The 14,738-nt window shown below is 67.6% G+C and carries 18 protein-coding genes; 8 read left to right on the plus strand and 10 right to left on the minus strand.

The genetic code is table 11. From position 1 onward, the window contains the following. Positions 1-63: 63 nt before the first annotated feature. Both queD and norR read right to left on the minus strand, forming a co-directional pair. Positions 64-420: a 6-carboxytetrahydropterin synthase QueD gene (gene queD, locus DMX10_RS20725; protein WP_043247051.1), complete on the minus strand. Its 357-nt coding sequence runs from the start codon at positions 418-420 to the stop codon at positions 64-66. A 99-nt stretch (positions 421-519) separates the two neighbouring features. Continuing rightward, positions 520-2,073: a nitric oxide reductase transcriptional regulator NorR gene (norR, locus tag DMX10_RS20730; RefSeq protein ID WP_111262837.1), complete on the minus strand. Its 1,554-nt coding sequence runs from the start codon at positions 2,071-2,073 to the stop codon at positions 520-522. 154 nt (positions 2,074-2,227) lie between these two features. Between norR and hmpA the strand changes: the two genes are divergently transcribed. The 3 genes from hmpA to DMX10_RS20745 are packed head-to-tail and all read left to right on the plus strand — an operon-like array spanning position 2,228 to position 4,884. After that, a complete protein-coding gene (gene hmpA / locus DMX10_RS20735; RefSeq protein WP_111262838.1) occupies positions 2,228-3,409 on the plus strand; it encodes an NO-inducible flavohemoprotein in 1,182 nt (393 codons plus the stop codon). 52 nt (positions 3,410-3,461) lie between these two features. Beyond that, on the plus strand, positions 3,462-3,707 hold the full coding sequence (locus DMX10_RS20740; protein WP_111262887.1) for a transmembrane sensor/regulator PpyR: 246 nt from the start codon (positions 3,462-3,464) through the stop codon (positions 3,705-3,707). Continuing rightward, positions 3,694-4,884: an NnrS family protein gene (locus DMX10_RS20745; RefSeq protein ID WP_111262839.1), complete on the plus strand. Its 1,191-nt coding sequence runs from the start codon at positions 3,694-3,696 to the stop codon at positions 4,882-4,884. The genes DMX10_RS20740 and DMX10_RS20745 overlap by 14 nt, the downstream gene beginning before the upstream one ends. A gap of 3 nt (positions 4,885-4,887) precedes the next feature. Here the strand turns inward: DMX10_RS20745 and DMX10_RS20750 are convergent, their stop codons facing one another. The 3 genes from DMX10_RS20750 to DMX10_RS20760 form a co-directional block, all read right to left on the minus strand. Continuing rightward, entirely contained in the window at positions 4,888-5,145 is a 258-nt protein-coding gene (locus tag DMX10_RS20750; protein WP_236206418.1) for a DUF5329 domain-containing protein, read from the minus strand. Further along, on the minus strand, positions 5,105-6,031 hold the full coding sequence (locus tag DMX10_RS20755) for a hypothetical protein (RefSeq protein ID WP_236234935.1): 927 nt from the start codon (positions 6,029-6,031) through the stop codon (positions 5,105-5,107). The genes DMX10_RS20750 and DMX10_RS20755 overlap by 41 nt, the downstream gene beginning before the upstream one ends. A gap of 66 nt (positions 6,032-6,097) precedes the next feature. Further along, positions 6,098-7,177, minus strand: a complete 1,080-nt coding sequence (locus DMX10_RS20760) for a patatin-like phospholipase family protein (protein WP_111262840.1) — start codon at positions 7,175-7,177, stop codon at positions 6,098-6,100. Positions 7,178-7,399: 222 nt separating this feature from the next. On the opposite strand from DMX10_RS20760, the gene DMX10_RS20765 reads away from it, so the two are divergent. The 5 genes from DMX10_RS20765 (at position 7,400) to DMX10_RS20785 (ending at position 10,548) form a co-directional block, all read left to right on the plus strand. Beyond that, the gene (locus tag DMX10_RS20765; RefSeq protein WP_021216815.1) at positions 7,400-7,708 is read left to right on the plus strand and encodes a PepSY domain-containing protein; all 309 of its coding nucleotides are present in this window, start codon (positions 7,400-7,402) and stop codon (positions 7,706-7,708) included. Next, positions 7,708-8,022, plus strand: a complete 315-nt coding sequence (locus DMX10_RS20770) for a PepSY domain-containing protein (RefSeq protein ID WP_111262841.1) — start codon at positions 7,708-7,710, stop codon at positions 8,020-8,022. The genes DMX10_RS20765 and DMX10_RS20770 overlap by 1 nt, the downstream gene beginning before the upstream one ends. Next, the gene (locus DMX10_RS20775) at positions 8,022-8,690 is read left to right on the plus strand and encodes a response regulator transcription factor (protein WP_111262842.1); all 669 of its coding nucleotides are present in this window, start codon (positions 8,022-8,024) and stop codon (positions 8,688-8,690) included. The genes DMX10_RS20770 and DMX10_RS20775 overlap by 1 nt, the downstream gene beginning before the upstream one ends. Then, a complete protein-coding gene (locus tag DMX10_RS20780) occupies positions 8,687-10,006 on the plus strand; it encodes a sensor histidine kinase (RefSeq protein WP_111262843.1) in 1,320 nt (439 codons plus the stop codon). Before DMX10_RS20775 ends, DMX10_RS20780 begins: the two co-directional genes overlap by 4 nt. A gap of 65 nt (positions 10,007-10,071) precedes the next feature. Further along, complete coding sequence (locus DMX10_RS20785; protein WP_111262844.1) at positions 10,072-10,548, plus strand: DUF3429 domain-containing protein; 477 nt, start codon at positions 10,072-10,074, stop codon at positions 10,546-10,548. On the opposite strand, the gene DMX10_RS20790 is transcribed toward DMX10_RS20785, so the two are convergent. The 5 genes from DMX10_RS20790 to DMX10_RS20810 form a co-directional block, all read right to left on the minus strand. Further along, on the minus strand, positions 10,528-11,052 hold the full coding sequence (locus DMX10_RS20790) for an AAA family ATPase (RefSeq protein ID WP_111262845.1): 525 nt from the start codon (positions 11,050-11,052) through the stop codon (positions 10,528-10,530). The genes DMX10_RS20785 and DMX10_RS20790 overlap by 21 nt on opposite strands. Next, positions 11,049-11,612, minus strand: coding sequence for a nicotinamide riboside transporter PnuC (gene pnuC, locus DMX10_RS20795; protein WP_111262846.1), 564 nt, complete (start codon positions 11,610-11,612; stop codon positions 11,049-11,051). Before pnuC ends, DMX10_RS20790 begins: the two co-directional genes overlap by 4 nt. Before the next feature lie 39 nt (positions 11,613-11,651). Beyond that, a complete protein-coding gene (locus DMX10_RS20800; RefSeq protein ID WP_111262847.1) occupies positions 11,652-12,191 on the minus strand; it encodes a hypothetical protein in 540 nt (179 codons plus the stop codon). Between the two features lie 101 nt (positions 12,192-12,292). Next, on the minus strand, positions 12,293-12,907 hold the full coding sequence (locus tag DMX10_RS20805) for a hypothetical protein (protein ID WP_111262848.1): 615 nt from the start codon (positions 12,905-12,907) through the stop codon (positions 12,293-12,295). Between the two features lie 8 nt (positions 12,908-12,915). After that, complete coding sequence (locus DMX10_RS20810; RefSeq protein WP_111262849.1) at positions 12,916-14,547, minus strand: methyl-accepting chemotaxis protein; 1,632 nt, start codon at positions 14,545-14,547, stop codon at positions 12,916-12,918. Positions 14,548-14,738: the final 191 nt, after the last annotated feature.

Here is a 14,738-nt window from a genome sequence, read left to right on the forward strand (position 1 = left end):
AGGAACTGCGCGCAACAAAAAGGCCACCCTAGGGTGGCCTTTTGCATGGGGGCAGCAGAAGAATCAGTCGCCGCGATACTCGCAGCCACTGGTGCAAGTCTCGTGGATGCGCACCCGGCTCAGCTCCGGAAGCAGCGGCTTGAGCTGTTGCCAGATCCACTTGGCGAGCACCTCGCTGGTGGGGTTCTCCAGCCCGGGGATGTCATTCAGGTAGTTGTGATCGAGCTGCTCGTAGAGTGGCTTGAAGATCGCCTTGATCTCCGAGAAATCGCGTATCCAGCCGGTATAGGGATCGACTTCGCCTTCGATGTAGATGGCGACGCGGAAGGAGTGGCCGTGCAGTCGCCCGCACTTGTGGCCGGCGGGGACATGGGGGAGGCGGTGAGCCGCCTCGAAGATAAATTCCTTGAACAGTTCCACGAATGACGCTCTGAAGATGACGGCCCGGTACCGGCCTGGAAGGGGCGGGAGTTTATCAGTTCCCCCCGCCCTTTACCGCTGACCGGACGAGCCGCCCTGTCACTTGATGCCCAGGCGCTTGGCCAGGCGCAGCAGATTGGCGCGATCCAGCCCCAGCTCCCGGGCAGCTGCCGCCCAGTTGCCCTCGTTGCGTTCCAGCGCCGCGGTCACCAGGCGCTGTTGGTAGTGATCCACTGCCGTACGTAGATCGCCGATCGAGACTGGCTGCTCTTCCTCGATCACCTCATCCGCCTCAACGCGAGCCCCGGCTCGTGGCAAAGCCAAGTCTGCCGCCGTCAGGGTCAGGATCCTTGGCCTATCCGGCTGCGCCACCCTTGCCTTGAGCCCGGCCCGTCCGATCAGGTGCTCCAGCTCGCGCACGTTCCCGGGCCAGTCATAGCCGAGGAGGGCGGCTTGCGCATCCTGGCTCAGTCTCAAGCTGCGCAGCCCCAATTGGGCACGGTTGTTTTCGAGGAAATAGCCCGCAAGCAGCAGCACATCACGGCCCCGGTCGCGCAATGGCGGCACGCGCATGGGATAGACGCTGAGACGGTGATAGAGGTCGGCGCGGAAGCGGCCATGACGCACCTCCTCGGCCAGATCGCGGTTGGTCGCGGCGATCACCCGCACATTGACCCGATGCTCCCGATCCGATCCCACCCGTTGCAACTGGCCACTCTGCAATACCCGCAACAGCTTGGCCTGGATCGCCAGAGGCAGCTCGCCCACTTCATCCAGGAACAGGCTGCCGCCATCGGCCAGCTCGAACTTGCCACGCCTGTCACCCACAGCGCCGGAGAAGGCACCGCGCACATGGCCGAACAGCTCGCTCTCCACCAGGGTGTCCGGCAGGGCCGCGCAGTTGAGGCTGATGAGCGGCTGGTTGCTGCGAGGAGACCTGGCATGGATCGCCTGAGCCACCAGCTCCTTGCCGACGCCCGTCTCACCGCTGATCAGCACCGTCAGCTCGCTGCCACCGACTACGGCGATCTCCTCCACCAGCGCCTTGTGCGCGGCACTCTGGCCGATCATTTCCTGCGGCCGCGCCTGCCCGGCGGCTTGGCGATAGACCTCCGCACGCTGTTGTTCATCCGCCGCCAGCCGCTCCAGGCCATGCATGCGCTCGGCGGCCTTCACCGTCGCCGCCGCCAGCACGGCGAAGTTCTCCAGGGTCTGCAGGTCCTCGCTGGAGAAGCGCGCCGGGTTCAGCGCGTCCAGCGTCAGCAGGCCCCAGGGGCGATCATCGAGGAACAGGGGGCAGCCCAGGCAGTCGTGCACCTCCAGGTGCTCCAGATGCCCATCCACCAGGCCGTCATACGGGTCGGGCAGATCGCAGTCGGCCGGGAAGCGCGTCGGCCCGCGATTCTCCAGGAGTGTCCGCAGGCGTGGGTGCTCGCTGACCTTGAAGCGCCGCCCCAAGGTGTCGGCGCTCAAGCCGTCCACCGCGAGGGGCACCAGTTGCTCGCCTTCCAGTCGCAGCAGCGCGGTTGCGTCGCATGGCAGCAGGCCCCGCAGCGCGCCGAGGAGGCGGCGATAGCGCTCCGGCTCCGGTAGATCGCGGGACAGGTCGGTGACCAGGGGGATGAGTGTCTGCAGCAAAGAGGGAGTTGTCATATTGACTTCTTGATGTCGGATTGACTCGGAGACAATTGTAGTCAAAACCACCCTTCAAAACATAACTAACTGATTTATAAGAAATAAAAATGTGGCACGGGAAATGAAATACCCAGGACGAGATTCAGACCCACTAGAAAAACGGAGTCCAACCATGCTGTCCAGCCAAGTGCGTGCCATCGTCAAGTCCACCGTCCCCCTGCTGGAGACCGGTGGCGAAGCCCTGACCACCCATTTCTACAAGATGATGCTCAGCGAGTACCCGCAGGTCCGCCCGCTGTTCAACCAGGCCCACCAGGCCAGCGGCGACCAGGCCCGCGCCCTCGCCAACGGCGTGCTGATGTACGCCCGCCACATCGACCAGCTCGAGGTCCTGGGCCCGCTGGTCAGCCGCATCGTCGCCAAGCACGTCGCCTTGCAGATCCTCCCCGAGCACTACCCCATCGTGGGTGACTGCCTGCTGCGTTCCATCCGCGAGGTCCTGGGCGAGGAGATCGCCACTGAGGAGGTGATCGACGCCTGGGCCCAGGCCTATGAGCTGCTGGCCGGCCTGCTGATCGGCTCGGAGGAGGAAATCTACGCCGCGAGTGCCGAGGCCCCCGGTGGCTGGCGCGGCGCGCGTGGCTTCATCGTCGAGCGCAAGGTCGCGGAAAGCGACGAGATCACCTCCTTCCACCTGGTGCCGGAAGACGGCGGCGCGGTGCTGGACTTCGCCCCCGGCCAGTTCATCGGCTTGCGCCTGGACATCGATGGCGAGGAGGCGCGCCGCAACTATTCCCTGTCCGCCGCCGCCAACGGTCGCTCCTACCGCATCAGCGTCAAACGCGAGCCAGGCGGCAAGGTTTCCAACTTCCTCCACGACCGAGTCGGCGAAGGCGACCGCATCGAGCTCTTCGCACCGGCCGGTGACTTCGTCCTGCGCTCCAGTCGCAAACCGCTGGTGCTGATCACCGCCGGCGTCGGCATCACCCCTGCGCTGGCCATGCTCGACGTGGCGCAACACAGCGATCGGCCGATCCACTTCATCCACTGTGCGCGCAACGGCGCGGTGCACGCCTTCCGCGACTGGGTTGAGGCGATCGCTGCCCGGCGTCCGAACCTCCAGCATTTCGTCTGCTACAGCGAACCGGGCGAAAGCGATCGCGCCGACGGCACCGGTTTTCTCACCCAAGAACGCCTGTCGGGCTGGCTACCCGCCGAGCGCGATCTGGATGCCTACTTCCTTGGGCCAAAGCCCTTCATGGCTCAGGTGAAGAAGTACCTCAAGGCGCTGGGCGTACCCGAAAGACAATGCCACTACGAGTTCTTCGGGCCTGCCAGTGCCCTGGACAGCTGATCGACCTTGCCCGGCGCTCACGAGGTGCCGGGCCTTGAACGAGGAAACCACCATGACCTTCTTCAACTCCCCCGATGCTCTTCTGCGCTTTGCCAACCAGGTTCTCTGGGTCGGCCTGGTCATGCTGCTTGTCGGCATCCTCTGCGGCTATCTGCTCGACCAGTTCTTCGGCCTGCTGCCGCTGATCGCCTTCCACGGCATGGTCATCTTCGGGCCGACCCTGCTGAAGCTCGGCTACGTCATGCGCCTCACCGCCCAATACCAGCTGCGCAAGGAGGCGCTCCATGCAGTTGCGTGACCGTAAACGGGAACTGGCCATCGCGCCGCTCTGGCGCCTTGGCTTCCGCCCCTTCTTCCTGGCTGGCGGGCTCTTCGCGCTCATCGCCATGGCGTTCTGGACCGTCGTGCTGACCGGCCACCTCAGTACCTGGCAACCGGTTGGTGGCTGGCTGGCCTGGCATCGTCACGAAATGCCGTTCGGCTTCGGCATCGCCATCATCGCCGGCTTCCTGCTCACTGCCGTGCAGAACTGGACGGGCAGGGCGGGGCTCTCCGGGCGCCCGTTGATGTTGCTCGCAGCCCTCTGGCTCGCCGCGCGCCTGGCTTGGTTGCTGGAAGCGCCGCTCCTTGTGCTGATTCCCTTGCAGGTCGCCTTCCTGCCGCTGCTGGCCTTCGTCATCGGCCGCAGCCTCTGGCAGGTGCGCCAGCACAACAACTATCCCGTGGTGGCCGTGCTGGCCCTGCTCGGCGGTACCGATGCCCTGGTGCTGGCTGGCCTGGCATTGGGCGACGAGGGTATGCAACGCCAGGGCGTGCTCGCGGCGATGTGGCTGATCGCGGCGCTGATGGGCCTGATCGGCGGGCGGGTGATTCCCTTCTTCACCCAGCGCGGGCTGGGGCGCACCCAGCAGGTGAAGGCACTGCCCTGGCTGGACCGCGCCACCCTCGGTTGCGCGCTGCTGGTGGCTGTGCTGAGCGCCTCGGGTATAGCCCTGAAAGCCAGCCCCTGGATCGCGTTGCCGTTCGCCTGCCTGGCCCTGGGCAACGCCGTTCGCCTGGCGCGCTGGTACGACGCGGGCATCTGGCGCGCGCCGTTGCTCTGGTCCTTGCACCTGGCCTTCGCCTGGCTGGTGGTGGCGCCCCTCGGCCAGGCGCTCTGGCACCTGGGGCTACTGGGCAACCCGAGCCTGCCGTTGCACGCGCTGGCGGTCGGGGCAATGGGCGGGTTGATCCTGGCGATGCTGGCTCGTGTCAGCCTGGGTCACACCGGACGGCCGTTGTCGCCGCCGAAGGCGATGGGCGTCGCCTTCGCACTGGTCAACTGTGGGGCGGTGGCACGGGTGTTCCTGCCGGGGCTGCTGCCAAGCGTGGCGCTACCCCTGGCGGGGGTATGCTGGCTGGCCGCCTTTGCGCTGTTTCTCGTGCACTACGCGCCGATGTTCTGCCACCCCCGGGTCGACGGCCAGCCGGGTTGAGGCTCAGGGCCGGGTGGTGCGCAGGCGCGCCAGTTCGGCCTTCAGCCATTCCGCGGAGAGCTGTTCCTGGCCGTTGCAGCGCACCTTGTAGGGCTTGCCGCTCATGCTGCTTTCGGTCGCGGCGCGGGCGATGAAGTCCTCGCTGGAGTCCACCAGGCCCTTCTTGTTCAGGTAGTCGAGCTTCTTCTGCAGGTGATCGCGGGCTTCGGTGGCCGGGTACTCACTGCCGTTGCGGATGAACAGGCAGCCACTCGACGCCACGAACGTCAGCAGCCCCGCTATTTCCTGCTGGCTGCGTGCGTCCGGCGCCGCCTGGCTCGGGTTCATCGCAAGCAACAAGCAACTGGCGCAGATGGCCTGCCAGGTAACGGTGAAAACGCGCATCTTCCCAATACTCCATATGGCTCAGGGGTGTGTGCCGCTTGTACCAGGGGCCGACCGGCATGGCGCGGTCCTCCTGCACGACGGCGGTGTAGTTCTGCAGGGGCCGCAGCGGGTAGCCGAGTGGGTCCGCCGGGGCGTAGACGTTCAGCCAGCGCGCCTGTTCGCGCACCCGCTCCTCCAGGCAATGGCCGGGGAAGCGGATGGGCTGCACGGGGTCGTAGGCAAAGGTGAACAGCGGGATGTTGCAGCCGAAGGTGACCAGCCCGGCGAGGGTCTCCAGCGCGATGAAGGGGTCGCGCGGGCAGCTCGGGGTGTCGTTGAGTTTCTGCTGATCCCAGACGAAGTTGGAGAAGATGTGCCCGCCGAGGGAGTGCGCGAGTACCACCAGCGGCGTATTCGGGCCGACCCGTGCGCGCAGGGCGTTGAGGCCGTTGCGCAGGCACTGGTGCACTTCTTCGTAGGTGGTGTCGTAGGCCTGGCTGACCTTGCGATAGCCACTGGCGTCGCCGAGGAACAGCGTCACCGCCTCGCGCAGCCAGCGCCAGGTAACCGGTTCGCGCTCCAGGCGGTCGAGGTAGGCCTGCTCGCGCTTGTCCAGCACGCTGGCCCAGTAGAGGCTCTGGAAGGCGATCTGTTCGGCGTCGCTGCCCAGGCGCTTGCGCAGGCCGCGGATCAGGCCCTGGGCGAAGCTGTGCTGGCCGTCGTCGTCGCGCAGGTCCTGCTGGTTGCCAATGCCATGGATGATGGCGACGGCGAGCTTCATCGGTTCTCTCCCTGAATCGTCGCGCGGCAGCCTACCCCGAGGCAGGCCGCGCGGCAATCGGGCCGATCAGAGCGGCTGCAGGCGTTCGGCCAGGCGGCCGCCATCCACCAACTCGAGGAATTCGTCACCGAGGCGCTGGCTTTCGCTCATCGCCTTGCGCCAGTAGCGCTCGCGTCCGGCATCGTCACCCAGGTAGCGGGTGAAGTCCTTGCGGTCCGGCAGCTTGCCGTGGGGCAGGGTGGCCAGGTACTCCCGCGAGGGGGCGAGCAGCAGCACGTCCTGCAGGCGCACTGCATCGCCACGACGCCAGGGCAGGCCCTTGTCGAACCAGCCAGGGATCACCTTGTCGGTGAAGTGCGGGTAGAGCACCACGCCGTCGCCGCTGTAGGGCAGGTCGAGGTGGTAGTCGAGCAGGCCGCCGTCGCGGTAGGTACCGGGGCCGGCGCCCGGGATGTCACGCACGCCTTCCATCACCATGGGGATGGAGCCGGAAGCGAGCAGGGCGTGGCGGAGGTTGCCGGCGTCCAGTGCCAGGCAGCGCGAGGGGAAGTCTTCCAGCGCGGCCAGGGGAGGGGCCAGGCGGCTGTCATGCAGGATCACCCGCTCGAAGTGTCGGGCCAGGCGCGGGCGCCCCAGCAGATTGGAGCCGATCACCGAGCCCAGGCCGAGCCCCAGCGCACCCCGGCGGTCATGGGCGAGCAGGCCGTGGCTCTTCACCACCACCACATTGAGGCGGTAGTGCGGGTTGCTCAGCACATGGGCGTCCTGGCCTTCCAGCAGGTGGTCGAGCATCTGCGCGCAGAGGCGGCTGACCTCGGCCATGGTCACGCCCTTGGGGAAGCGTTGCGCGGTGTACAGCTCGCCCAGGCGGCTGATGCCCTTGGCGGCGCCCGGCAGGCAGGCGCTGGCGAAGCGCCAGGAGCCGATGGAGGCGCCGATCAGCGAGCGCTCCTGGGGCGCGCGTGGCAGCCAGTCGCCGAACAGCGCCAGGTCCAGGCCCTGGATGCCCAGCGCCTTGGGGCCGCCGGCGGCGCCGGGGAGAATCTTCACGTCGGCCGGCTGCAGGCCGCGCTCGCGGATGCGTGCCAGGGCACGGCTGCCGGCGCGCAGGGTGAGGGCGGGCGACTTGATGTGAATGGCGCTCATGGGGGCCTCCGAAAAAAGCGAGGCAGCGATTATAGTGGCCCGCGCCGCCAGTCCAAGCGCCTTCATCCTGTGAATGATGCGTCCATGCCGAGGCCGGGGAGTGATTGGCGGACCCGGGGTACCGATGGCATCGACCGGGGCGGCCGGAAATTCAGCTTGAGTTAATTGGCCTTCGCTAAGGTGTACCCATCGAAGACAGATATCCCCACAAGGAGATGCACCATGAAAAAACTCACTGCCCTGTTCGCCGTCGCCACCCTCGCTGCCACCGCCGGGATTGCCCAGGCCCGTGACCTCGGCCCGGACGAAGCCCTGAAGCTGCGTGACGCCGGCACCATCCAGTCGTTCGAGAAGCTCAACGCCGCCGCCATCGCCAAGCACCCCGGCTCCACCGTCAACGAGACCGAGCTGGAAGAGGAATACGGCCGCTACATCTACCAGGTCGAACTGCGTGATCCCCAGGGCGTGCAGTGGGATCTCGAACTGGACGCCACCAATGGCCAGATCCTCAAGGATCACCAGGACGACTGATGGGACTGATCATGCGCTACAGCGGCATCCTCGTCCTGGTGCTGGCGGTCTTTGCCCTCGAGGCGGTGGCCCGTGACCTGGACCAGGACGAAGCCCTGAAGCTCCGCGAAGAAGGGGTGATCATGCCCCTCGAGCAACTGCTGCACCGGGCCCTGGGGTTGTACCCCGGGGCTCGCCTGCTGGAGGCGGAGCTGGAAGAGGAAGACGATGTCTATGTCTACGAAGTCGAACTGCTGACCACCGAAGGCGTGGTGCGCGAGCTGGAACTGGACGCCCGTGACGGGCGCATCCTGAAGGACGAGGAGGATGACTGATGCGCCTGCTGCTGGTTGAGGATCATGTGCCTCTGGCGGACGAGCTGCTGGCCGGGCTCGGCCGCCAGGGCTACGCCGTGGACTGGCTGGCCGACGGCCGCGATGCCGCCCATCAGGGCGCCAGCGAACCCTATGACCTGATCGTGCTGGACCTCGGCCTGCCCGGGCGCCCGGGCCTCGACGTGCTTCGCGAATGGCGGGCGGGCGGGCTGGCCACGCCGGTGCTGATCCTCACCGCGAGGGATTCCTGGGCCGAGCGCATCGAGGGCCTCAAGGCCGGCGCCGACGACTACCTGACCAAACCCTTCCACCCGGAGGAGCTGGCCCTGCGCATCCAGTCGCTGCTGCGCCGTGCCCGGGGCCTGGCCAACCAGCCGCACCTTGAAGCGGCCGGCCTGCAGCTGGACGAAGGCCGTCAATGCGTCACCCGCGGCGGCGAGGAAGTGGACCTGACCGCCGCCGAGTTCCGCCTCCTGCGCTACTTCATGCTCCACCCCGGCCAGCTGCTGTCCAAGAGCCACCTGGCCGAGCACCTGTATGACGGCGAGACCGAGCGCGACTCCAACGTCATCGAGGTTCACGTCAACCACCTGCGGCGCAAGCTCGGGCGCAGCGTGATCGAGACCCGTCGAGGCCAGGGCTACCGCTTCACCGGTGTCACCGAGTGAGGTCCATCCAGCGGCAGCTCAGCATCGGCCTGGTGACCCTGTTGCTGGTGGTCGGGCTGTTGCTCGCCCAGGTGAGCCTGTGGCTGTTCGATGATGGCCTGCGCCGCCACCTCGAGGGCAACCTGCGCAGCGAGGCGGAAAGCCTGCTGGCCGCCCTGGTGCGCGGTCCCAAGGGCATCCAGCTGGACGAGCAGAAGCTCAACCCGGCGCATCAGCAGCCCTATTCGGGGCGCTACTTCCTGATCCGTATCGATGACACCCCCTGGCGCTCCCGCTCCCTGTGGGACGCCGAGTTCGCCATGCCCGAGCGCCCTGGCCTGACCGCCGAGCTGCTGCCCGGGCCCAATGACCAGCAGTTGCTCACCTACCGGGGCGACTACCGCCGCTTCGGGCGCCAGGTCAGCATTGCCGTGGCCCAGGACTACACGCCGATCCTGGACAGCTTCCGCCGCGTGCAGTGGACCGGTGTCGCCCTGGGTATCGCCGCACTCCTGCTGATGCTCGCCCTGCAGCGCTACACGGTGCGTCGCGCCCTGCGCCCGCTGGAACGGGTGCGCCGGCAGATCGCCCAGCTGCAGCAGGGCCAGCGCAGCGAGCTGGATGCCCGCGTGCCCCTGGAACTGGAGCCGCTGGTGGGCCAGATCAACCACCTGCTGGCCCATACCGAAGACACCCTGCGTCGCTCGCGCAATGCACTGGGCAACCTCGGCCACGCGCTGAAGACGCCCCTGGCGGTGCTGGTCAGCCTGGAGTCCCGCGACGAGCTGCGCGGGCACCCGGAGCTGCGCGCCACCCTGGCCGAGCAGTTGGAGCAGATCCAGCAACGCCTGTCCCGCGAGCTGGGTCGCGCGCGCCTGGCCGGAGAAGCGTTGCCGGGGGCGCATTTCGATTGCGATGCGGAGTTGCCGGGGCTGTTCAACACCCTGTCGATGATCCATGACAGCCGGCTCGACCTGGACTGGGATGTCGCCCCCGGCCTGCGCCTGCCCTGGGATCGCGAGGACCTGCTGGAGCTGTTGGGCAACCTGCTCGACAACGCCTGCAAGTGGGCGGAAACCCAGGTGCTGCTGTCCATCTCCCTGCAGGCCGACGGCTATCGCCTGAGTGTCGACGACGACGGCCCCGGCATCGCCGAGGAGCAGCGCGAGTCGGTGCTCGCCCGCGGCTCGCGGCTGGACGAGCAGGTTGCCGGCCATGGTCTGGGCCTCGGCATCGTGCGGGACATCGTCGACGCCTGGGACGGCCGCCTCAGCCTGGACAGCAGCCCCCTCGGCGGCCTGCGGGTGCGCATCGACCTGCCCGTGCCTCGCCGTTGACGGCGCACAGTGCGGTTGGTATCAGGCCTGTCTAGTCTGAAGGCAACCCAACGAGGACCCGCCCCATGCATGCATTCGATGCTCCCCATCCGCCGCACCTGGCCCGGCTGCTCGGTTTTGCCGGGCTGGTGCCCTTCGTCACGGGCGCACTCGGTATCTGGCTGACCCCGATCGGCTGGCGCCCCCTGGTACTGGCGGCGTTGCTTGACTACGCCGCCGTCATTCTCGCGTTCATGGGCGCCATTCACTGGGGGCTGGCCATGCGTGCCGGCCAGGAGGACACCCGCGCGCGCCTGCAACTGGGCTTCTCGGTGATTCCCGCACTGTTCGGCTGGGTCGCCATTTCCGCCGGGCTGCCCGCCGGCCTGGCGGTGGCCGTGTTCATCCCGGCCTTCATCGGCCTTTACCTGGCCGACCTGCGTGCCGTGCGCCTGGGCCTGGCACCGGGCTGGTACCCGGCCCTGCGCCGCCCGCTGACCATCGGCGTCGTCACCAGCCTGCTGGTGGCCTGGGGCGGCCTGCTACTCGGCCAGCCAGGCTGACACCGCAGCCAGCGCCGCCTCGCGGCGCTCGGCCCAATCCCCCTCCAGCACTACGTAGCGTTGCCCCCGCGCCTTCAGCCACGCCTCGCTGGCGTGGAAGAATGCCAATCGCTCGGCCAGTGCCGGTTGGCAGCGCTGCCCATCGCCCACCCAGGGCACGCCTTCCGGGCTCAGCAGCAGGTGCAGGTCGTAGCGGCGTTCGGCCAGGGCCGTCTCCAGCCAGGCCGGGCAGTCGCCGAACAGCGTGCGGCTCCAGAGGATGTTGCTCAGCAGGTGGGTATCCAGCACCAGCAGCGCCGGCCGCTCGGCCCGCGCCGCGTCCTCGCGCTGCAATTGCCCCCGGGCGATCAGGGGGATGTCGGCGTAGCAGGTGTCGCGCTGCTGCTCGTCGATGAACTCGCGCACGTACTCGCCCACCACCCGGCCGCCGAAGCGCGCGGCGATCTCGCCGGCCAGCCAGCTCTTGCCGCTGGACTCGGGGCCGGCCAGTACCAGCACCTTCATGCCGGGCTCGCCTGCGGTTGCCGCCATAGCCGCCAGCCGTGCACCGCCAGCAGGGTGAACAGCGCGTAGAGCGCGGCGGTCAGGTACAGCGCCTTGCTGAGGAACAGGCCGACGAAGATCACGTCCACCACGATCCACAGCGCCCAGCATTCCAGGCGCTTCTGCGCCATCCACACCTGGGCCACCAGGCTGAACCCGGTCAGCGCCGCGTCCAGCCAGGGCGCGGCGGCGTCGGTGTGGGTCGCCATCACGTAGCCCAGCGCCAGGCTGCCGGCGGCCCCCAGGCCCAGGCCCGTCGCCAGCTGCGCCGGCGCCAGGCGGCTGACCTCGCGGCCGTCATGGCGTGCGCCGCCCCGGGTCCATTGCCACCAGCCGTAGCCTTGCAGCACGGCGTAGATGCCCTGCAGCAGCATGTCGGAATAGAGCTTCACCTCGAAGAAGATCCAGGCGTAGATCAGCACCATGGCCAGGCCGATGGGCCAGCACCAGCGGTTCTGCCGGGTGGTGAGCCAGACGGCGAGCACGCCGAGCGCGGCGGCGAAGAGTTCAAGTGGCGACACGGGCGACCCTCGTGGAAAGAGCCGCCGATTGTAGCGGCTTCAGCCGGCGGCGGGCGCCCTGGCCGCCAGGCGTTGCCGGTCCTGGCGCTCGCGTTCGGTGCCCAGGTACCGCTCGCGGGTGCCCAGCAGGTGGTCGAACCAGGGCCGCGTCACGCACCAGTTGGCGTGGGGGTTGGGCCCCATGTGGTGGTCGTAGTGCCAGGGCAGGTGGCGGCGTGCCCAGTCCGGGTCCTCGTGGGAGCGGCGGTGGGTGCGGTAGTAGTTCGCCGCGCAGTACCAGAGGGTCGCGGTCAGCCAGGGCGCCACCAGCCACAGCGGGCTGGCGGCCAGGCTGGCCAGCAGCAGTGCCCAGGCTTCCTTGCCCTGGGCGTGCCAGCCCAGCGGGAAGCGCTCGTAGCAGGGGTCGCGGAAGGCATGGCGGCGGGCGTTGCCGTGGTGTTCGTGGAAATGGAAGCTCCAGAAGCGCCCGCGTACCCGGCCCAGGCCGTGGAGCACATGCTTGTGGAAGAACCATTCGATGAAGTTGGCCAAGAGCAGGCCGGCGATGATGCTCAGCGGGGCTTCGAGGTACCAGGGCATGGTGGTGGGTTTCCTTGGCGGGTCACGGGTCGACTCTAGCCAGGAGGAGGGCACCCGGTCTTGCCCGCGCTGCCCGGTTCGCCGGGCGCCCGGGGCAAGCCTCAGCAGACCAGGCTGTCGGCCTGGCGGTAGAGCATCAGCAGCTTGCGGGTGATGCTCTGCTGGATGTCGTCGCGCTCGAAGGTGGAGAGGTGCGGCAGCTTGTGCACCTGCAGGCGGTGCAGGTGGATGTAGGGCATCTGCTGGTCGAACTCGCGCAGGTCGCCCTTCATGAGTATCGGCAGGAAGACGTCGCCGCGCTTGCGCTGGTTGCTGATGATCTGCGCCAGTGCCGGCTTGAAGGGCATGGTCTTGGGCTTCGGGCCGCCTTCCTCGATGCGCGTGCTGAGCAGCAACCCCGGCTTGCCGAGTACCACGCCGGGCAACACGAAGAGGCCGGTCTTGAGCACCGCGGCGGCCTCGATCCCGTGGAGGGTGTCGTGAAAGGCGTAGGGGTTGGGCAGCACCACCATCTTGCGCCCGAGATCGGCGGGAAAATGCAGGCTGTAGTTGGTGTAAAGCTGGCGCGTGGACTCGGAGTACACGCACAGGCGGTTCTCGAACAGACGGATGAAACGCTCGGCCAGCTCGCGACGGGCGATGCTGTCCAGGTCCCAGATCAGGTCCTGGTTCTGCTGCTGGCCGAGGTCGACCTCCTGGTGCTCCATGTTGCCCATGCCGGTCCTCAAACGCGGAATTGTCTCAACAAGCGGTTCAACTGCTCGGCCAGTTGGCTGAGCTGCTGACTGGCGGCGCTAGTCTGCTCTGAAGCCATCGCGTTGTCATGGGCCAAGCTGGCTGCCTGGGTCACATTCTGGTTGATGTCCTCCACCACGTGGGACTGCTGCAGGGTGGCACTGGCGATGGAGGCGTTGAGCCCGGTGAGGTTGCGCAACGACTGGGCGATCTGCCCGAGGCTTTCGCCGGCCTGGCTGGCCTGCTCCACGGTCAGCTGCGAGGCGCGGCTGCTTTCGTTGATCACCTTCACCGCCGCTTCGGAGTTGCCTTGCAGGCGCTCGATCATGCCGTGGATCTCGGCGGTGGATTTCTGCGTGCGCTGGGCCAGCAGGCGCACTTCGTCGGCGACCACGGCGAAGCCACGGCCCTGCTCGCCGGCGCGGGCGGCCTCGATGGCGGCGTTGAGCGCCAGCAGGTTGGTCTGCTCGGCGATGGAGCGGATCACTTCCAGGACGGTGCCGATCTGCGAGCTTTCCTCGGCCAGCGAGCGGATCACCTCCACGGCCTGGCCGATGGTGTCGGAGAGCTGGCCGATCTGCCGCAGGCTGGCGTCGATGTTGCTCTGGCCGAGGCGTGCCTGGTCTTCGGCGGTGCGCACCTCGCTGGCGGCGTGCTCGGCGTTCTTCGCCACGTCCTGTACGCCGTAGGTGACCTCGTTGATGGCGGTGGCCACCAGCTCCATCTGCTGGGATTGCTGCTCGCTGTGGCGCTGGCCGTTGCTGGCGATGCCGCCCAGGGAGCCGGCGGCCTGGTCCAGTGCGCCGGCAGCGTCCAGTGATTGGCGGATGACCCCGCGCAGCTTGCTGGTGAAGGCGTTGAAGTGCCCGGAAAGCGCGGTGATCTCGTCGCGACCCTGGCCATCCAGCGAACTGGTCAGGTCACCTTCGCCGCTGGCGATGTTGGCCATGGCCGCCACAACGTCCTGCAGCGGGCGGGTGATGCTGCGGGCGATCACCACCACCAGCACCGCCATGATCAGGGCGATCACCAGGCCGATGAAGGAGGCGCGCAGGGCCTGGGACCAGAACTCCTCCTGCATGTCGTCGATGTAGATGCCCGAGCCGATCACCCAGCCCCAGGGTTCGAAAAGCTGCACGTAGGACACCTTGGGCACCGGGTCGCTGGCGCCCGGCTTCGGCCAGCGGTAGTCGACGAAGCCCGCGCCCTTGCTGCGGGCCACGGCCACCATGTCGTTGAACAGCGGCTTGCCGTCCGGGTCCTTGTAGCCGGAGAGGTCCTGCCCCTCCAGCTTCGGGTTGGTCGGGTGCATGACCATGCGCGGGGTCAGGTCGTTGATCCAGAAGTAGTCGTTCTTGTCATAGCGCAGCGCGCGGATGGCCTGCATGGCCTGCTTCTGGGCTTCTTCGCGGGGCAGGGTGCCGGCAGCCTCCTGGGCCTGGAAGTGCTGCAGCACGCCGGCGGCGGTCTGCACCACGTGCTGGGTCTTGAGCTCCTTGCCATGCAGCAGGTCGCTGTGGATCTGCTGGAGCATGGCCATCCCGAGAACCACCAGCATCGACACCGCGACGACGAGGATCAGCCAGAGGCGGCGGCTGATGGGCAGACTGCGAAGGTTCATGGTCGGGGGCTCCTGACTCGTTATTGTTCTGCGGCCGGATTTCGCACTCCAGCGCGGTCGTTGCCACGCGCGAATCCACATCATGTCTGATAGCATTTCGGCCTTCGGCCGGCAAACCTGATGCAGATCGTCGGCCGGGAACCCGCGTCACTGTGGCTGGTCTCAGCCGCGCACGGCACCCGTCCGGGCCA

It is taken from the genome of Pseudomonas sp. 57B-090624 (genome assembly GCF_003234055.1).
Lineage (GTDB): Bacteria > Pseudomonadota > Gammaproteobacteria > Pseudomonadales > Pseudomonadaceae > Metapseudomonas > Metapseudomonas tohonis.